This is a genomic window from Paenibacillus sp. GXUN7292 (genome assembly GCF_050864975.1).
In the GTDB taxonomy this organism is placed as follows: domain Bacteria; phylum Bacillota; class Bacilli; order Paenibacillales; family Paenibacillaceae; genus Pristimantibacillus.
Genome location: NZ_JBOZWO010000018.1, coordinates 98651 through 114490, shown reverse-complemented (window position 1 = coordinate 114490; position 15840 = coordinate 98651). Strand labels below are relative to the sequence as shown.

The 15840-nt window shown below is 50.2% G+C and carries 13 protein-coding genes; all 13 read right to left on the bottom strand.

Going from position 1 to position 15840, the window contains the following annotated elements; genetic code table 11:
- Window positions 1–261: DUF4256 domain-containing protein (locus tag ACRRU2_RS15895; RefSeq protein ID WP_432503167.1), on the bottom strand; the 261-nt coding region annotated here is incomplete at its 3' end.
- Window positions 262–373: 112 nt separating this feature from the next.
- Entirely contained in the window at window positions 374–1117 is a 744-nt protein-coding gene (locus ACRRU2_RS15890) for a hypothetical protein (protein WP_432503165.1), read from the bottom strand.
- 150 nt (window positions 1118–1267) lie between these two features.
- Window positions 1268–3463 carry a TIM-barrel domain-containing protein gene (locus ACRRU2_RS15885; protein ID WP_432503163.1) on the bottom strand — a complete coding sequence of 732 codons (2196 nt, stop codon included), beginning with the start codon at window positions 3461–3463 and terminating at the stop codon, window positions 1268–1270.
- A complete protein-coding gene (locus ACRRU2_RS15880) occupies window positions 3450–4439 on the bottom strand; it encodes a Gfo/Idh/MocA family protein (RefSeq protein ID WP_432503161.1) in 990 nt (329 codons plus the stop codon). The genes ACRRU2_RS15885 and ACRRU2_RS15880 overlap by 14 nt, the downstream gene beginning before the upstream one ends.
- A 155-nt stretch (window positions 4440–4594) precedes the next feature.
- Window positions 4595–4972 carry a cupin domain-containing protein gene (locus tag ACRRU2_RS15875; protein ID WP_331699868.1) on the bottom strand — a complete coding sequence of 126 codons (378 nt, stop codon included), beginning with the start codon at window positions 4970–4972 and terminating at the stop codon, window positions 4595–4597.
- 93 nt (window positions 4973–5065) lie between these two features.
- Entirely contained in the window at window positions 5066–6070 is a 1005-nt protein-coding gene (locus ACRRU2_RS15870; protein WP_432503159.1) for an aldo/keto reductase, read from the bottom strand.
- A 19-nt stretch (window positions 6071–6089) separates the two neighbouring features.
- Complete coding sequence (locus ACRRU2_RS15865) at window positions 6090–6716, bottom strand: glycoside hydrolase family protein (protein WP_432503157.1); 627 nt, start codon at window positions 6714–6716, stop codon at window positions 6090–6092.
- Window positions 6717–7180: 464 nt separating this feature from the next.
- Window positions 7181–8311, bottom strand: a complete 1131-nt coding sequence (locus ACRRU2_RS15860; protein WP_432503155.1) for a glycoside hydrolase family 88 protein — start codon at window positions 8309–8311, stop codon at window positions 7181–7183.
- Window positions 8312–8334: 23 nt separating this feature from the next.
- Window positions 8335–9210, bottom strand: a complete 876-nt coding sequence (locus ACRRU2_RS15855) for a carbohydrate ABC transporter permease (protein WP_432503153.1) — start codon at window positions 9208–9210, stop codon at window positions 8335–8337.
- Between the two features lie 12 nt (window positions 9211–9222).
- Window positions 9223–10176, bottom strand: coding sequence for an ABC transporter permease (locus tag ACRRU2_RS15850; RefSeq protein ID WP_432503151.1), 954 nt, complete (start codon window positions 10174–10176; stop codon window positions 9223–9225).
- An 83-nt stretch (window positions 10177–10259) separates the two neighbouring features.
- Window positions 10260–11945, bottom strand: coding sequence for an extracellular solute-binding protein (locus tag ACRRU2_RS15845; RefSeq protein WP_432503149.1), 1686 nt, complete (start codon window positions 11943–11945; stop codon window positions 10260–10262).
- 174 nt (window positions 11946–12119) lie between these two features.
- Window positions 12120–14474 (bottom strand): helix-turn-helix domain-containing protein, encoded by a 2355-nt coding sequence (locus ACRRU2_RS15840; protein WP_432503146.1) that lies wholly within the window; start codon window positions 14472–14474, stop codon window positions 12120–12122.
- 21 nt (window positions 14475–14495) lie between these two features.
- Window positions 14496–15680: a polysaccharide lyase 6 family protein gene (locus tag ACRRU2_RS15835; protein WP_331699876.1), complete on the bottom strand. Its 1185-nt coding sequence runs from the start codon at window positions 15678–15680 to the stop codon at window positions 14496–14498.
- Window positions 15681–15840 lie beyond the last annotated feature (160 nt).

The following is a 15840-nucleotide window of genomic DNA, read 5'->3' as shown; positions in this document are numbered from 1 at the left end:
GCGCCCTTTAGGGCTTTCCGCTGAGCAATCATAAAAAATATATTCGCCCGTCGCATTATCATAATCAACAACATCGGGCTCACCGCCAGTACTTTCCATTTCATGGAGAGACCACAGTTTTTCATGGCTAGCTTCCAGCTTTTCTTGTACTTTCGCCCATTCCATCCCTTCATGACGGATCATGTTTTTCTCAAAACGGGCCTTCAATGCTTTGAGCAATACTTCACGCTGTTCTGGTGATATCTCCTTGTTAGTTGTCATCAAGGACACCCCTCTTAAATTATTCGAGCAGCTGACTGTCAGGATTAGTTGAATATCAATCTTCAATCAACCCTCGAGTCACTCTACTCTTTGACATAATGATATTTTAACTTTATTCCGTTATCTTTTCAAAGACTGGTGTTACAAGATAAAACCCATCCTCACTCAATTGCATGATGAAGTCAGTATCTCCTGCAAAAATCAAAATATTATTCCCGTTATCCCTTATTTCTTTAAAATAGACGTGTCCATTTTCGTAATATAAAATTTCACTTTTATCATCATAAACAAATTTTTCAGCAAGTACTTCTTTGTTGAATAAAGAATGCCGATTCAATGTACGACCATCTAGCTCAATACTAAAAATCTGGATGCCTGTAATATTGGAAACTCTGTAATCAGTTGCATACACGTAGTAAAGATGCTCGTCTCTTTTTATTATTTCTTCAATTCGCATGCTTCCCTTACTGCCGAGCATTTTAGTTTGATTGTTATGTACCACAAGATGATAGCTCTCACGTCCACTGGAACCGTAAAATTCCGGATTTTCGATATATTGAATGACTCTTAGATTATCTGCTTCAAAAACAGAAATATAATTCGATAATGCTTCTATCTCTTTAATAGTAATCTGCGGATTTTTACTTACACTTTCGGCCAATGCGTTCATGATATCCGCTTTCTCCGAATCCTTTACTTCCCCTTTATCCCACTTGCTGAATAGTGTTTGAATATTTATAGCTTGCTCTTTTTCTTGATTAGAATTGAAATAAAAATATACCCCTATTGCGCTTATGCAAATGAAAAGAATGACCGCTAAAGTTTTTTTCATTTTTTGAAAAACAAATCCTCTCATTATATTTTCCAAAATAAACAGGCAGGAATCTATTATCTAGCATACCAAAAATGGAATAAATAAACAAAAGCACCCTATCAAGAGACTTTTTTAAATTGTCTACTTGATAGGGTACACTTTATAGATCCACGAAGGACTTTTCATTTGAGACTACTCAGTATGTTCTAGCAAGCTCGTTTGGCGCAGATGCCATACCACGCTGCTGTAGGACGGAGGCAGCTCTCCTTCACCTTCCAACCGGCCGCGCAGCTTTCCAGTTTTATCGAGTTCAACAGAGGCGCGCCACCAGTTTCCATCGCCGCCATGCTCATAATCGAATGTCTCGCCATCATCATCATAGAGCATGCACATCCCCGGCACTTCGCCAAAATGGAACAGATGCAGCTCCGTCTTCGCACCATTCGCCGGCACATGCGGCAGCGGCGGCATCATTGGGATAACCGCACCCTCCCTGACAAATACCGGAATACGCTCGATACCGGGAACCACGCGAACAATTCCTCCGCCGATATGGCGTATGCCGGACTCCAGACCGTACCATACGCCCTCCGGCAATAGCACATCCCGCTCCGTCTCACCTTCAACAAGCGGAGCAACAACCATATCGTTGCCATACATATATTGATCGTCCCATTCCAGCGCCTTACGTTTGCCGTACGCTCCTGCAACCGTGTCCAGCGTGTCTACAGAAGCTTCATGCTCCCCTGCTGCGCTGCGGGCCTCTATGTCGGCAAGCTGGGCGGGTGAAAGCTCGAAGCTCATGGCGCGAATTGGCGGGAGCCCTTTCTCCCGATATTCCGCAAATGCGCTGTAAAGATAGGGTAGCAACCGCATCCTTAATTGGATGTAATGACGCACAACCTCTGCTACTTCGGGGAAACTCCAAGGCTTTGTGCCATCCCCCCATGCGTTCAGCATCGCAAGCGGAGAAAAACATACGGTTTGCATTCGCCTCACCCAGTCCTCGGCATTGCGCGCCTTTCGGACCTCTGGTGTCCAGAGCAGGCCGCAATAAGAGGCATTGCTAATAGCCCTGATGAACTGCTTATGGTCGTACAGGTCGGAATAAAGTACATAGGGCATAGACGAAGCCCCTGCGCCGGACGCCCGAACAAGCCCGTAAGTCCTCCGGTTTTCGCCGCGATAAAGATCATAGGTCATTTTCTGGAACATCAGACCATAGAGCTGACGCATACTTTCGCCATCAAGGCCGGAAGGGAAACGGGCATGGGACGGGAACATCCAGGCATTATTCGTAAGCTCGCTGCCATCGCATTCATCCAGCTTGTAGCCGGCTACTCCGAGTGAAACATGTTCCCGCAGATGCTGCTCCTTATACACTTCCCTTGCTTCGGGCAGCGCATAGTCGGGAACAATACCGCCCCATACCGTATGAGAGCCGGACAGCGGAAGAAGCTTCGCATACATGCCGCTGCTCGGCGATACATAGGGATGCTCCCACAAATTGACGCGAAAACCCGCCTCGCCCATCCGACGCACAAATAATTGCGGATCGGGGAAGCGCTCGCCGTCCCATTCGCATGTAACAGGATAGCTGCGGCTATGCCAGCCCGGTTCCAGCCCGATAACGTCGCAAGGTACGCCCCGCTCCCTATATTCCAGCGCCTCCCGCAGCGCCTCCTCAGCGTTGTAGAGCGTAGGCACGCGGTGCCAGAAGCCAAGCCCCCACTTGGGCGGCAGTGCTCCGCCACCGCAATACAGATTGTAGCGCGCCACCGTATCACGCAATGTCGGTCCGCCGAACAGGTAAACAAATGCGCCTTCACGCGGCAGCTTGATCTCCACGCGCGGGGACGGAATCGTCGCCTTCCATTCCGGATCAAGATTGCGGTCCCGTATCCACACCGCATCGGTATCCGCTGCCCGAAGCGTCGAGCCGAGATGCATCGTCACAATGGAGGACGTATCCACCAGTACACTATAGCCCTTATCGCTAACAAAGTAAGGGACGGGAGCATGCGTCTCGCCTGTATCCTGCTTCGGGTCGCTGTTAACGCGAAGATAACGGGTTCTGCCTCGTTGATTGGAGCGCAGCATCTGTAAACCTGTGCCGTACAGCTTTTCTTTCCCGTCAAGCGGCAGCACCAGCAGCTTGTCGTTGTTCCTGCCGCCTTCCTCCAAGGTAATATCGCTCCAACGTAACGGCGGTGATATGGGCTCCAACCGTTCAAGCGCCGCCTTGTCCGGCTCGGCTCCGATCAGCGTCAGCGGTGTAACTCCCTCCGGACTGCCAATGCAGCTCCGCCATACGCCGGGCGCCGCCTCCTCCCAGATCAGCGCAGCGTTAGAGGAATTGCATCCGCCCCTCACATTATATTCCCGCATGGCGCATTCCCTCCTTCGCCGGAAGCTCTATTGTCGTTCTCATGCCGCTCTTGGCAGCCATAATCGTATAATGAACAATCGCTTGTGTCCGCAAATAGTCACTGGCACTTGTCTCCGCTTCTCTCCCCTCGGCGAGTGAAGCTAGAAATTCGGTCAGTGCATCGCTCTGGGGCATATCATTGAATTCAGTGATCGCCTTGTACGCATCGCCCGAATAAATATGAATGGCGCCTCCCTCCAACAGCAAGGCGCCCGTCGTTCCTTCTATGCGCCAATCGCCGCACCATGGGGTCATTGGCCCTCTAGACGTAATTGTCGCGGAATAATGGACCGGTATGCTTCCTTCCAGCTCGATAATCGCCATTGTCTGAAGCACGGCACCCTCCTCCTGCCAGCCGCCGGACGGATTGAACATGCCTGATTGAACAGCTATGCCTTCGCGCCCTGTCAAATAACGCAGCAGGTCAAAATGATGAACGCCGATATCGTCAAGCACCGAAACCGCATAGTCGCGCTTCACCCGATGATATCGCCGGAAAGCAATCTCAACCGCAGAGAGCTCTCCGATTACACCAGAATCCAGCAATGCCTTCAGCTTGCGGATGTAAGGGAAATGCCGATAGTTCTCCGCAATCATAAACGGAATCCCCTCACGTTTCGCCCTTGCTACAATGGCTAACGATTCCGCATAGTCGAACGAAATCGGCTTCTCGCACAGCACCGGCAATCCCCGGTCGAAGGCGGCATTGTTCACTGATGTATGTGCGGCAGGCGAAGTGACATTGACGACAAAATCCGGCCGTATCCCTTCCTCCAGCGCCTCCTCCAACGACGTGTAGAAAGGTATGGTAGTGTCTCTGAGCTTCTCTTTTCGGGCCGGGTTCTTTTCAATGACAGCCAGCAAAAGCTCCCTGCTGCGCAATCGCTCATACCAGCCAAGTCCCGCTTCCCCTAGTCCTGCCAAAATAGCTTTCATGCTTGTTCATCTCCTTTTCGCCAATTGTCTCGGAGTTTTCCTGCCTCTATACGCACGCAGCTCCCGCCTCCCTCTTCCAAGGGAACACAGGAGCTGCAATGGAGGCGAGCTACAAGCCGCGTTCCGCTTCGAGCTTTGCCCGATTAAGCTGACTATCAAATATTATCGTTCACAGTATGCTGATCAGGATGGCGTTCTGGACCGGCATGGCACCACAACGCCACAATCGGCTCCTCCATGCTAGAGCAAAGATGGTGATCCTCGCCAGGTTCAATGATGATGATGTCTCCCGTGCGCACCTCATGCCTTATACCATCCACAACCATTACACCGCTGCCTTGCAAAATAATGAATGCTTCCCTGTCGGCATGCACATGATAATCTCTCCCGCCGGGACCATCGTTTGTATGGCTTCGTTCCCCGGGCGCGGCAAATGCAAGCCCACCCGAATAAAGATATTTCCCCGGCAGCAGACTGCCTAGAAAATGTTCTTTTCCCTCTGTCTGCAAATCGTTTAATGAAAGCTTTAGCATTCGCCACCGCCCCCCTTTTGTCGCTGCCTTGTCGTTACCTTACCATTGTCTTATCGTTGTCTTGTCGTTGTCTTACCGCTGCCGAGTTGGCTGCTACTCGTCGCCTGCACCCAAAATCCGCTCGATCGCTGCCAATTCTTCGTCTGTGAACGAGGCGTGTTCCAAAAACATCGCAATATCGTCGATCTGCTCCGCCTTGCTCGCGCCAATCAGCGCGGAGGCGACTCGCCCTTGCCGCAGCACCCAGGCTACCGCCATTTGCGCCAGGCTTTGTCCTCGCAGCAGGGCAAGCTCATTTAGCTTGCGCGACTTATTCAGCTTCTCTTCGGTAATATCCTCGCGACCTAGAAACACACTCGCTCCAGCCGCCCGCGAGTCCGCCGGCACACCATCCAAATAACGGTCCGTCAGCAACCCGCGAGCCAACGGGCTGTAGGCGATCGTGCCGACGCCCGCCTCCTCAAGCACGCTCTGCAGACCCGCTTCAAGTGTCCGTTCGTACATGGAATATTGACATTGATGGATCAGGCAAGGCGTTCCCAGCTCGCGCAATATAGCGATGGCCTCTTGTGCTTGCGCGGCTCCGTAATTCGAAATGCCCACATACAGCGCCTTGCCTTGACGCACCGCCTGGTCAAGTGCCATCATCGTTTCCTCCAGCGGTGTCTCTGCGTCGTATCTATGTGAATAAAAAATATCGACGTAATCCATATCGAGGCGTTTCAGGCTCTGATCGAGGCTTGCCAGCATGCTTTTGCGGGAGCCCCACTCACCGTAAGGCCCGGGCCACATCCGATAGCCAGCTTTAGTAGCTACGATCATCTCATCGCGGTAAGCAGAAAAATCTTTGCGCCATAATTGCCCAAACATTTCTTCGGCAGAGCCGGGCGGCGGCCCGTAATTGTTCGCCAGGTCAAAATGGGTAATGCCGAGGTCAAAAGCACGGCGCAGCATTAACCTGCCATTCTCCACCGCATCCACGCCGCCAAAATTATGCCAAAGCCCTAGCGAAATCGCCGGAAGTTTCATACCGCTTTTGCCGCAGCGGTTATACGTCATTGTCGAATACCGTTCAGCCGACGCTGTATAGTTTTTCATCGATAAGTCCTCCCGTGTCTTATTGCTTTAAAGGGATCACCATGTTCCATGTATCGGAAGCGTCCATAAAACCGTCCGTACCGTCAGAGACAGCCGCGAACAGATGGGTGGGCTTTCCGTTCTGGAACAACAGAAACGGCCGCTCCAGATTACCCAGCGTCTGCACCGTGCCGTCATCCCAGCGCACCGTCCGGGAATAGGCTAGCGGCCGTTCTTGCAGGCTCCATTTCAGCCCGTCCGGTGACCCGGCGTATATACCTCCGTATTTTTCGCCGCATAGTCGCCCTTCCATATCTTTGGCTATCAGTCTGTAGCCATCGGCAGTTTTCCATATGAACGGGTCTTCGATATGATACATCTCCGGCGGAAACACCGGGTCATCGCTAAGTACCCGGTATGGTCCTTCGTAATGGTCCGCATAGGCAGCGCCAATCATCATATCGCCATGCAGGTTGCCTTCGTACCGGCGCGCTTTATAAATCAGCAGCACAGAACCATCTTCATGGACGCATGGTGCCGGATTGGAGGTTAGAAAGCTGTCGAAGCGTCCCGGACGGGTCGGCAGTATCGGTCCATCTGCCCTGCGCCACGGCCCAAATACGCTGTCCGCGATAGCCAGGCCTACCCGCTTGTTAGCCCGTGCCACAATGCATTGCGGATCGGTTAATCCGAAAGTCTGGGGCGGCTCCGGATCGTCCAGCGGATGGGTCGTACCTGTATAATAGAGCAGATATTTCCCATTATGTTTGACAATATGAGGGTTGTGTGTACAGCGCCCGTCCCAGTATTCCGCCCCTCTTGCCGGAAGCACAACCTCGCGGAACTGGTACGGCCCCTCAGGTGTGTCTGAGTCCGCCCTGACAATTTCTGAGGCCACCATCCAGCCGGGATGCATCGGCAGCGTCTTCGGCCAGCGCGACGCAAACATATGGAATCTGCCATCCTCGCCCTTCACGACCGAACCGCACCATACCCAATAACCTTCCATCCGGAAGCCGCCGCCGCGCGGAGCCGGGAGCATCTCTTTATACATAACCCGTCTCCCTCCTTTTGTAATTGCTAAGAATATGAGTTTTTCTTAGCATTCTGTAAGCTTATACATTCCCATATTTAAAAAATGTGCCGGTTCCAGCCCTTGCTTTTCGCCAAAGCTTCAATGTAATAATAATCGCCGTAGATCAGCGATACGTTGACGTTCGTGTTGACCGGCTTATGCCCGGTTGCGCCGAGCAGAATTCCTTCGTACTCCGGCTGGTCGAGCGTGCTGTAGTTGTTCGACAATGAGCGAAGGATACGCGTTGCCGCCCGCTGATACAAAAAGGCTTCCTCCGGTTCCACCTGTGATGCTATATCGATCAGACCGGACGCAGCGCAGCTAGCTGCCGAAGTGTCGCGCGGCTCGTTCGTCAAGTCGGCAGCCGCACGGAAATCCCAATGCGGCACATCGTCTTCCGCCAGCGCGCTGATGAAATAATGCGCCACCCGCTTCGCTGCATTCAGATAGCGTACGTCGCCCGTATAGCGGTAAGCGCAGCTCATCCCGTAGATCGCCCAGGCTTGGCCCCGCGACCAGGAAGATTGCGGCGCAAAGCCCTGACCGCCGTCATAACGCTCCACTTCGCCCGTCTCCGGATCGAAGATAACGATATGATGCACCGAGCCATCGTCGCGAATAAACGTGCGCAGCACCATATCTGCATGAGCTGTCGCGATATGCTTGAAACGCGGATCGCCGCTTTCCTCGCTCGCCCAGAACAGCAGCGGCAAATTCATCATTGAATCGATGATTGACCAGCCTGTCTGGTTGCGCGGCCAGGCCCGAATGAACTGACCAGCCGGATTAAAGCGCCCTGCCAAAAAGTTGGCAGCGAACAAGCCGCGCCTCCGCGCCTCCTGGTCCTCAGTCAGCTTGTAGCGAATAACTGAGGTAGGAAGGAACTGAAAACCAACGTCATGATGAAAGTGATTTTCTCTCAAATAGCACTGCTCCATCCGTTCGTCCCAAGGCTCCGCCGCCTCCCGATAACGCTGCTCACCGGTCAGATCGTACATAATCCACAGAATGCCCGGCCAGAAGCCCGAAATCCACTGATCCACCTTGATCTGGTCATATTTGCCGGCTGCCGAAGCATGGGGCGCTTCAGTCCAGCCCGCTTCGATCATATGATCTACTTTAACCTTCACTTGATCCCACCAGACCGACAGCTCAGACTCTTGCAGCTTTATATTCTCATAGCTCATCTCTAAAGTCGACTCCTTCTGTTCTAACCTTTGATAGCCCCGATCAGGGCGCCTTTAACAAAATATTTTTGCAGGAACGGATATACCATAAAAATCGGAATTGTCGCTACCATAATTGTGGCGTACTTCAACGTCTCGCCCAATATAATAATTTCATCCTGGGACGCCCCCTCCGCCATCGAGTTCGCCTCGCCGATAATCAAAATTTCACGCAGAATGAGCTGCAGCGGGTACAGCGATCGATCCTGCAGGAAGATCATAGCATTAAACCACGAGTTCCAATGGCTTACCCCGTAATACAGACCTACTACCGCAAGCACCGGCTTGCAAAGGGGCAGGAAAATGCGAAACAAAATGCTAAAGTCGTTGGCGCCGTCGATCTTGGCCGACTCCTCCAGCGCATCCGGTACCGCTTCAAACGATGTCCGCATAATAATAAGATTAAACGCGCTTATTGCCGTAGGAAGAATAAGCGCCCACAGCGTGTTCGTAATGCCCAGGCCTCTGACCAGCAAGTAGAACGGAATCAGTCCGCCGCTGAAAAACATCGTAAAAACGATAAACAGCGTAAGCGGCTTGCGGTACCGCAGCGTTTTTCTGGACAAGGCGTATGCGGCAAAAGAAGTGAGCAGCAAATTAAGAGCCACGCCTGCAATTACAATAAATAACGTGTTGCGGTAACCGAGCAAAATCATCGGATTGCTGAATACCGCTCCATAGGTTTCAAACGAGAAGCCCAGCGGCTTCCATAAAATTCCTTTATGCGCCATCATCAGCGCTGGTTCGCTGAATGAAGCAAAAGCTACGTATAGAATCGGGTACAGTGTTGCAATCATAAGCGCAGTTAGAAACAGCACATTGCACACCCGGAATATTTGTTCACCAATACTTACTTTCATGCGAACCCTCCTCTACCACAAGCTCGTATTGTTCAACTTCCGGCTTATCCAGTTGGAGCCAATAACAAGCGAGAAGTTAATGACAGAGTTGAACAATCCGACAGCGGAGCTGAAACTAAATTGAAAATCCTGAAGCCCGATCCGGTAAACATATGAGGAAATGACATCCGCTGTCACAAAAGTGGTCGGATTGTACAGCAAAATAATTTTCTCAAAGCCGACGCTCATAATTCGACCAATATCAAGAATGAGCAATATAACAAAAACGGGCAGCAATCCAGGCAGAGTAACATGAAGCATCTGCTTCCAGCGTCCGCCCCCGTCGATCTTGCAAGCTTCATATTGCTCAGGATCGATCGCAGACAATGCAGCCAGGTAAATAATCGTGCCCCAGCCTACATGCTGCCATATATTCGAGGAAACAAAGATAGTCCGAAAATAGGATGGTTCCAGCAGCATCGTAATCCGTTCGCCGCCGAAAAATACGATAATGTCGTTGATAACGCCATCGCTGCTTGTAAAATCCTTGATCATGCCGCAAATAATAACGAGCGAGATAAAATGCGGCAAATAAGTGATCGTCTGAACAGCGCGTTTGAACAACGCGTTTTTCACCTCATTGAGCAGCAAGGCAAGAATTAATGGTGCGGGAAAACCGAATAAAAGATCGTATAAGCTAATCAACAGGGTGTTCTTGAGCACTCTCCAAAAATACATGCCGCCAAAAAAGTCTTTGAAATGCTGCAGTCCTACCCATTCGCTGCCCCAGATTCCAATCCGGGGATTAAAATCTTTAAACGCAATGATTGCGCCATACATCGGAAAATACTGAAAAATAATGAAATACGCTAAAACAGGAGTAAGCATGATGTACAAAAACTTGTTTTTAACGACATCCTTCGCAATATTCAGCGGCAGATGTCCGGCATGTGCGACTTTGCTGCGTTCTGGCTTCAACTGAGCCATCTCCTACTCCTCCTATCATATACAGCTTAATCAGCGGAGGAAGGTTGCTGACCTCCCCCGCCCCTTGAAGCCATTGCATCGTATTATCTGTTGTTGTAACGATCCAGTGCGTTTTGGTAAATATTTATTACATCGCGAATGCCCATGTCTTCCAGCTGTTTCACGAAGCTGTCGAACTTGTCTAGCGGCTCGTTGCCCATTACAAATTTAATGAACATTTCTTCCAAATACGTGTTGATTGCCGTCATCGTCTGCGCTACCTTTTTACTCTCATCTACTGTTGGCGTAATAAAGGCAGGTAAAATATGCTTTGCCGCATCGGTCTCCGACCAAATCTTGACTGCATCATCCTGTTGCGGGAACGTGTTAGTCGTTTTTTGCTCATGCATCGGATACGCGCCATTTGGAACCGTATATTGCGCCAGCATCTGCTGCGAGGTGTATTTCTCGTTTTTCACGATCATATCGGTAAATTTCGGCACTCCGTTGTCCAGCGTGTAACTCTCGCCTTCAATGCCAAAATTGTAAATCAAGGTTCCTTGCTCACTGAATGCGAAGTCCAGCCATCTTACGATCGTTTCCAAATTTTTGGCCGATGTCGTCACCGCTGCGCTTGCTTTCGGATTATATTTGAAATCACGCTGTCCAGTGAACGGCTTTTCGCCTGCATTCAATACCGGATAAGGAGCCGCTATAAGATCATAATTCGGATCTTGAGCTTTGCCGGACTCCAGCCATTTGCCCATACCGCCGCCAAGCAGGAAGACCGTTGCGCCGGATTCCCCGTTCAGGAGCCGCTTATCAAGCGTGTTGCGCTCGACGATCGGGAAGTCTTTGTCAATCAGCCCTTCCGAATACCACTGGCGGAATAACGTTATAACATCCTTGTATTGAGGATCAAGCGGACCGTAATTTACTTTGCCTTCATCGTTAATATAGAAACCATGCGAAGTTTTATATGCGCCAAAGAACGCATCCTGCAGGTTCATTTTATCTGCGTATAGCGCCGTTAACGGAGCCTTTGCACCTTTCTTCTCTTTAAACGCCGTCAATAAGGTATGCCAGTCATCCACCGTTACCGGTACTTGCAGCCCAAGCTCATCCAGCCAGTCTTTGCGCAGCATAGGCCCGCGGAAGACCATCCCTTCAGAGTTGCGCACCATCGGGAAAGCGTAGTATTGGCCGCTGTCGGTTTTCACCATTTTATCCAATTCCGGATCTGCTTCCAGCATCTTCTTCAGATTCGGCGCATATTGGTCGATCAGGTCGTTGAGCGGCACAATAACGCCGTCTGCCATCGCTTTCTCCGGTCCGCCCGGATAAATGCTCCAGTCATACTCTAGTACATCCGGCAGCTTGTTAGAAGCGAGCAGCAAGTTAAACTGCTCTCCCGCTTGCCCGTCCGTCGGATGGATGTATTCGACTTTTACGCCAGTAGCTTCTGCAATCGCTTTTCCAATCGGCGCTTCCGCCAAGTTCGTTGTAAATGTAATTAAGTTGCCGTTGATTGGAGCCCAGTACGAGAAGGTATCTTTTGTATTCAGCGGATAAATGGGCTTATCCTCACCCTCGTTGCTCTTTCCTTCATTGTTGCCAGGAGTGCTCGTATTGCTGGAAGAGCTTGGAGTTGGCTCCGTCTTGTCCTTGCCGCTTGTGCCCCCATTACCGGAGCATGCGGATAATACTAATACGAGTGCCATTACGATTCCAAAAGTGAACTTGTTGAGCTGTTTCCACTTGCTTTTCTTGCCGTTGCTATTTTTTTTCATTGTGACCCTCCATTCTTTTCGTCACGAATTTGTTGGTGTGAATCCGCTCTCATCGTAACGCCGATCCGTCGTCTCTAGCTATTGTTAAAACATAAAATATACTGCAATTTCTCAAAAATATTAGTAGCAAAATCGCTACTTTCCCGCTTTTTCTTGAAAGGAAAAGCCCGAAGGCTACTTCACTTCCCTGTAGCCCCCGGGCGTTATCCCTTCAAACTTTTTGAATATGCGATGGAATGTATTTACATCGTTGTAGCCGACCTTCAACGATATCTCGCTGACCGTATATTTCTCGCCGGTAAGCAGCAATTTAGCCTGCGCCAGTCGCGTCTTGTTAATATAATCGAGCAGAACTTCTCCGGTATGCTCCTTAAACAGCTTGGAAATGTACGATGGCGTCATGGAGAAGGCTTCTCCGATCATCGAAATGTTCAAATTCTCGTCATGGTAGTAATCGTTAACATATTTCATAACCTTGTCTATCAGAGGGTTGCTGCTGTATTCGCGATTGTTGTTAATATAGCTGCACAGAAGCTCCAGCATTTCGTACAGCTGACCTTGCATTTCTTTTACCGTCTGGCATTGCATCAAGCGTTCGATAGCACGTATGCCGTCCGGCACATCCTGCGGCTTGCCCACGATACGAATTTCACCGATTACTTTTTGCAGCGTAGCCATCAGATCGAACATGAGACATTTGGCAGTATGAAAAGAAAACGGCTCCATCGTCACATTCTTCTGGATGATTTCCCCGACGAACGCTTTCGCCTTAACCAGTTGGCCTTCGCGCACGACAGCAATCAGCTGCTGCTCCGCCTTAAGCGGGTAGAAATAACCTGGAGCGCTTCCCTGGCTATCGCCGCCGCCCAGATCTTCGTAATGAATAATCCCTCCGCTGCCAGCGACGATACGGTATTCCATCGCCTCGACCGCCTCCTGAAACGCCTGGAAGATGCCATATTCACCTTCCTGCTGCGCGCTGACGGCAGCGGTCAGCTGCACATGAGCGTGATCGGAGATAAACGACATCGTTTCTGCCGCAATGCGGCTCAGCTCCTTGTGCTGCTCAGCCGGTGACATAAGTTGATGATTGACGATGCAGGCAAGCAATTGCTGATCCAATTCGACCGCATAAGCGTTGGCAGACTTGCGCGCAACCTCCTCGACCACGTTGGCGATCAGGAAGTGCAGCAGGCGTTTGTTATTTACCTGCTCCTCATCCTCCCGATGAAACTTGCCAAAATGCTCGATGTGCAGCAAGATGACAGAATAACCGGCCGACGTAAATCTCAGGTCGTAAGCGGAGAAAGATTCGAGCAGCGGAATATGGCTGTCAAGCTGTCCTTTCAGCAGCCTTTGCAAGAAATGCGATCTGAGCGTATTGTTATGCTGATTCAGCTTGTTATGAAGCTCTTCCTTCTCATGAAAGGTGTTATTCAGTGCATGCTCCAGAAAAGAATATTCATTGGAGCCCCTGTTGAAGGCAACGCCCGATTTGAACGACAAGCTTTGAATCAGCATATGGATCGGCAAATAATTCCGTTTGAGCAGCCAATAGGTTACTCCTCCGCCCATAAGCAGACAAAGTAAAACACTTAAAATGGTTAATTGCTCCACTACATTCATCTTCTGATGGTAGACAGCTGCCGGCAGCGTAATCACATATTTCCAGCCAGTAATGGATGAGGTCGTGTAAGAAGCGACAAGCCGGCTTTTGGCCGCCCCTGTTTCGAGTCGCCCCGATTCGCCCGGCAGGTCATCGTATTGAACAGCAGGCTCCGTCAGCGGATCGCCAGTGGAAGCAATGACCCGATTTTTTTCATCTAAAATAATAATGGTTCCTTCCTCCGGCGCCGTTGCTTGCTCCAGCAGCTTGTTCCGGTCGATCATGAACAACAGGACGGCGCCCGGCTCATTCATAATCGTTGACGTCACATTCCGGGCATACATGACGGTAGGCCGCCACTCATTCTCTTCGGATACGACAACCGAATGATAGTCTTTTATATACCATTGGTTAAAATATTGCTGAAAGGACTGGAAGGGCATATTCTCTTCAAAACGAATAATGTCATACAACTCCTCGCCGTTCAAACGGTTGTCGCGGGCAATGACCGTGTCGCTATTACTGTAATAAATGTAGATCCCATTGAGAAAATCGTTGGCAATTTCGTATATTCGCAAATCGTTGGCGATTTGATAGATTTCGTAGTGATCCGAATCGGACAGGGCGGCATCAGCCGTAATGAATGCCGAGATTCGTCTGTTGAGGCTCATCTCGAGGCTAAGACGCTCGATTCCTTTGAACTGGCTGTCGATGGCTTGCTCCATTTGCAGAAGAATAGATTGATTGGCGCGGTTAATTTCGGCCTTTACAACATTCAGCGTTGCTCCATAAATAACACCGCTGATCAGAATCGGCACGAGCAGCACTGAAACATAGGAAAGCATCCAGGTCAGAAATACGCTGCGATTTTTGCGTTGGAGCTGCTTCAGATAGGTTGTCCACCGGTTTCGAGTTTGGGCCATAGTCTCTGCCTCCCATTAATTTTAGTCGGAGTCGGGACCGACGGCTGAGCTTGTCAGAATAGCCGGCCGGCGAATATCCGAAATATTCGCTTTCTCATTGCTGATGTAAACCGCCTGCGATGGGCGGTATTCATGGATAACCGGTTGCTCCTCATCGCCGCACACCCGATTGTAAGCGATTACACATTGTTCGGGTGCATAAGAAGCTCGCTTGCCCAAAGTAATGCCATGCCGGCAATTGACAATCGTATTATTCGACACGTAGGCGCGATAAGTGCGCCAATGCTTCCTTAATTCCTCCTGAGTCGGCGCTTCGGGATAGCCGTCCAGTCCTCCATCATAGTTGCCTCCGTCAATGAGCAGGGCATCCAGCGTCAGGTTTTCCATATAATTATCGAAAATATGATGACCGTTGCCATAAATACGGAACCCGCCCATCTCTTCTTTGACACCGTCACCGATAAACACATTGTTGTGGAATTGGTTCCCATGTCCGTGCCGAGCCGTCACTTGACCGGCAGAATTTAGGAAAGTGTTGTAACGAACTGTATTATAGCAGCTTTTGACCGAAATAATCTCAGGCTCTCCGTCGCAATTTTCAAACAGGTTGTACTCGATCGTAATATAGCCGTTCGAAAGAGAGATGCCGGACAAGCCAAGCCGGATTGCCTCAAGTCCATTGACGACGCGCGGACCTATATGATGAAAATAATTGTATGCAATGACATCATACTGCGAAATTTGCTTCCCGTCGCCATCAAAAACGACTAGCGGTCCAGGATCGGCTTTCGGTCCGAACTCATTGCGCTCGATTCGATTCCAGCCGCTGCCGCTTCCTTCAACAGACAGCAGGCTGTATTCTCCTCCGACCTGCCGCGGCTCAAATATATTCCGTGCAATGGTTACATGTCTCGATCCGTCCAGGATGATCGAGTTTCGCCCTTCGACCTGGAATCGCAAGCCCCATACCTCTACATAATCACAGTTCAAGATGTGTATACTCGATTCACCAGCTATGGTCGCTTTTCCTTTATTTTCGGCGCGAATGCTCAATATCGCGGTATCCGATCCCCTTTTTTCTTTAACCATATAATCTTCATTTCGAATGTAAACACCGTCCGCCAATAAAATGGTAGAGCCAGGCTCTGCCCGGTGAAGCGCTGCCGCCAGCTCTTCGCTATTTGATACCCGATAAATAGAAGTCATATTTCCACCTGCTCCCTATAGAATAGGCAGATATCATCTCGTAGGAAGCTGTCGATTAATCGTGAATAGAGCAACAAGTAATTGAAAGGGATGCCACTAGGATCAAGATTGGGATTCCGACCGCTTCCGCTTCTCCATTCCCAATCTTGTTCTCCGTTCC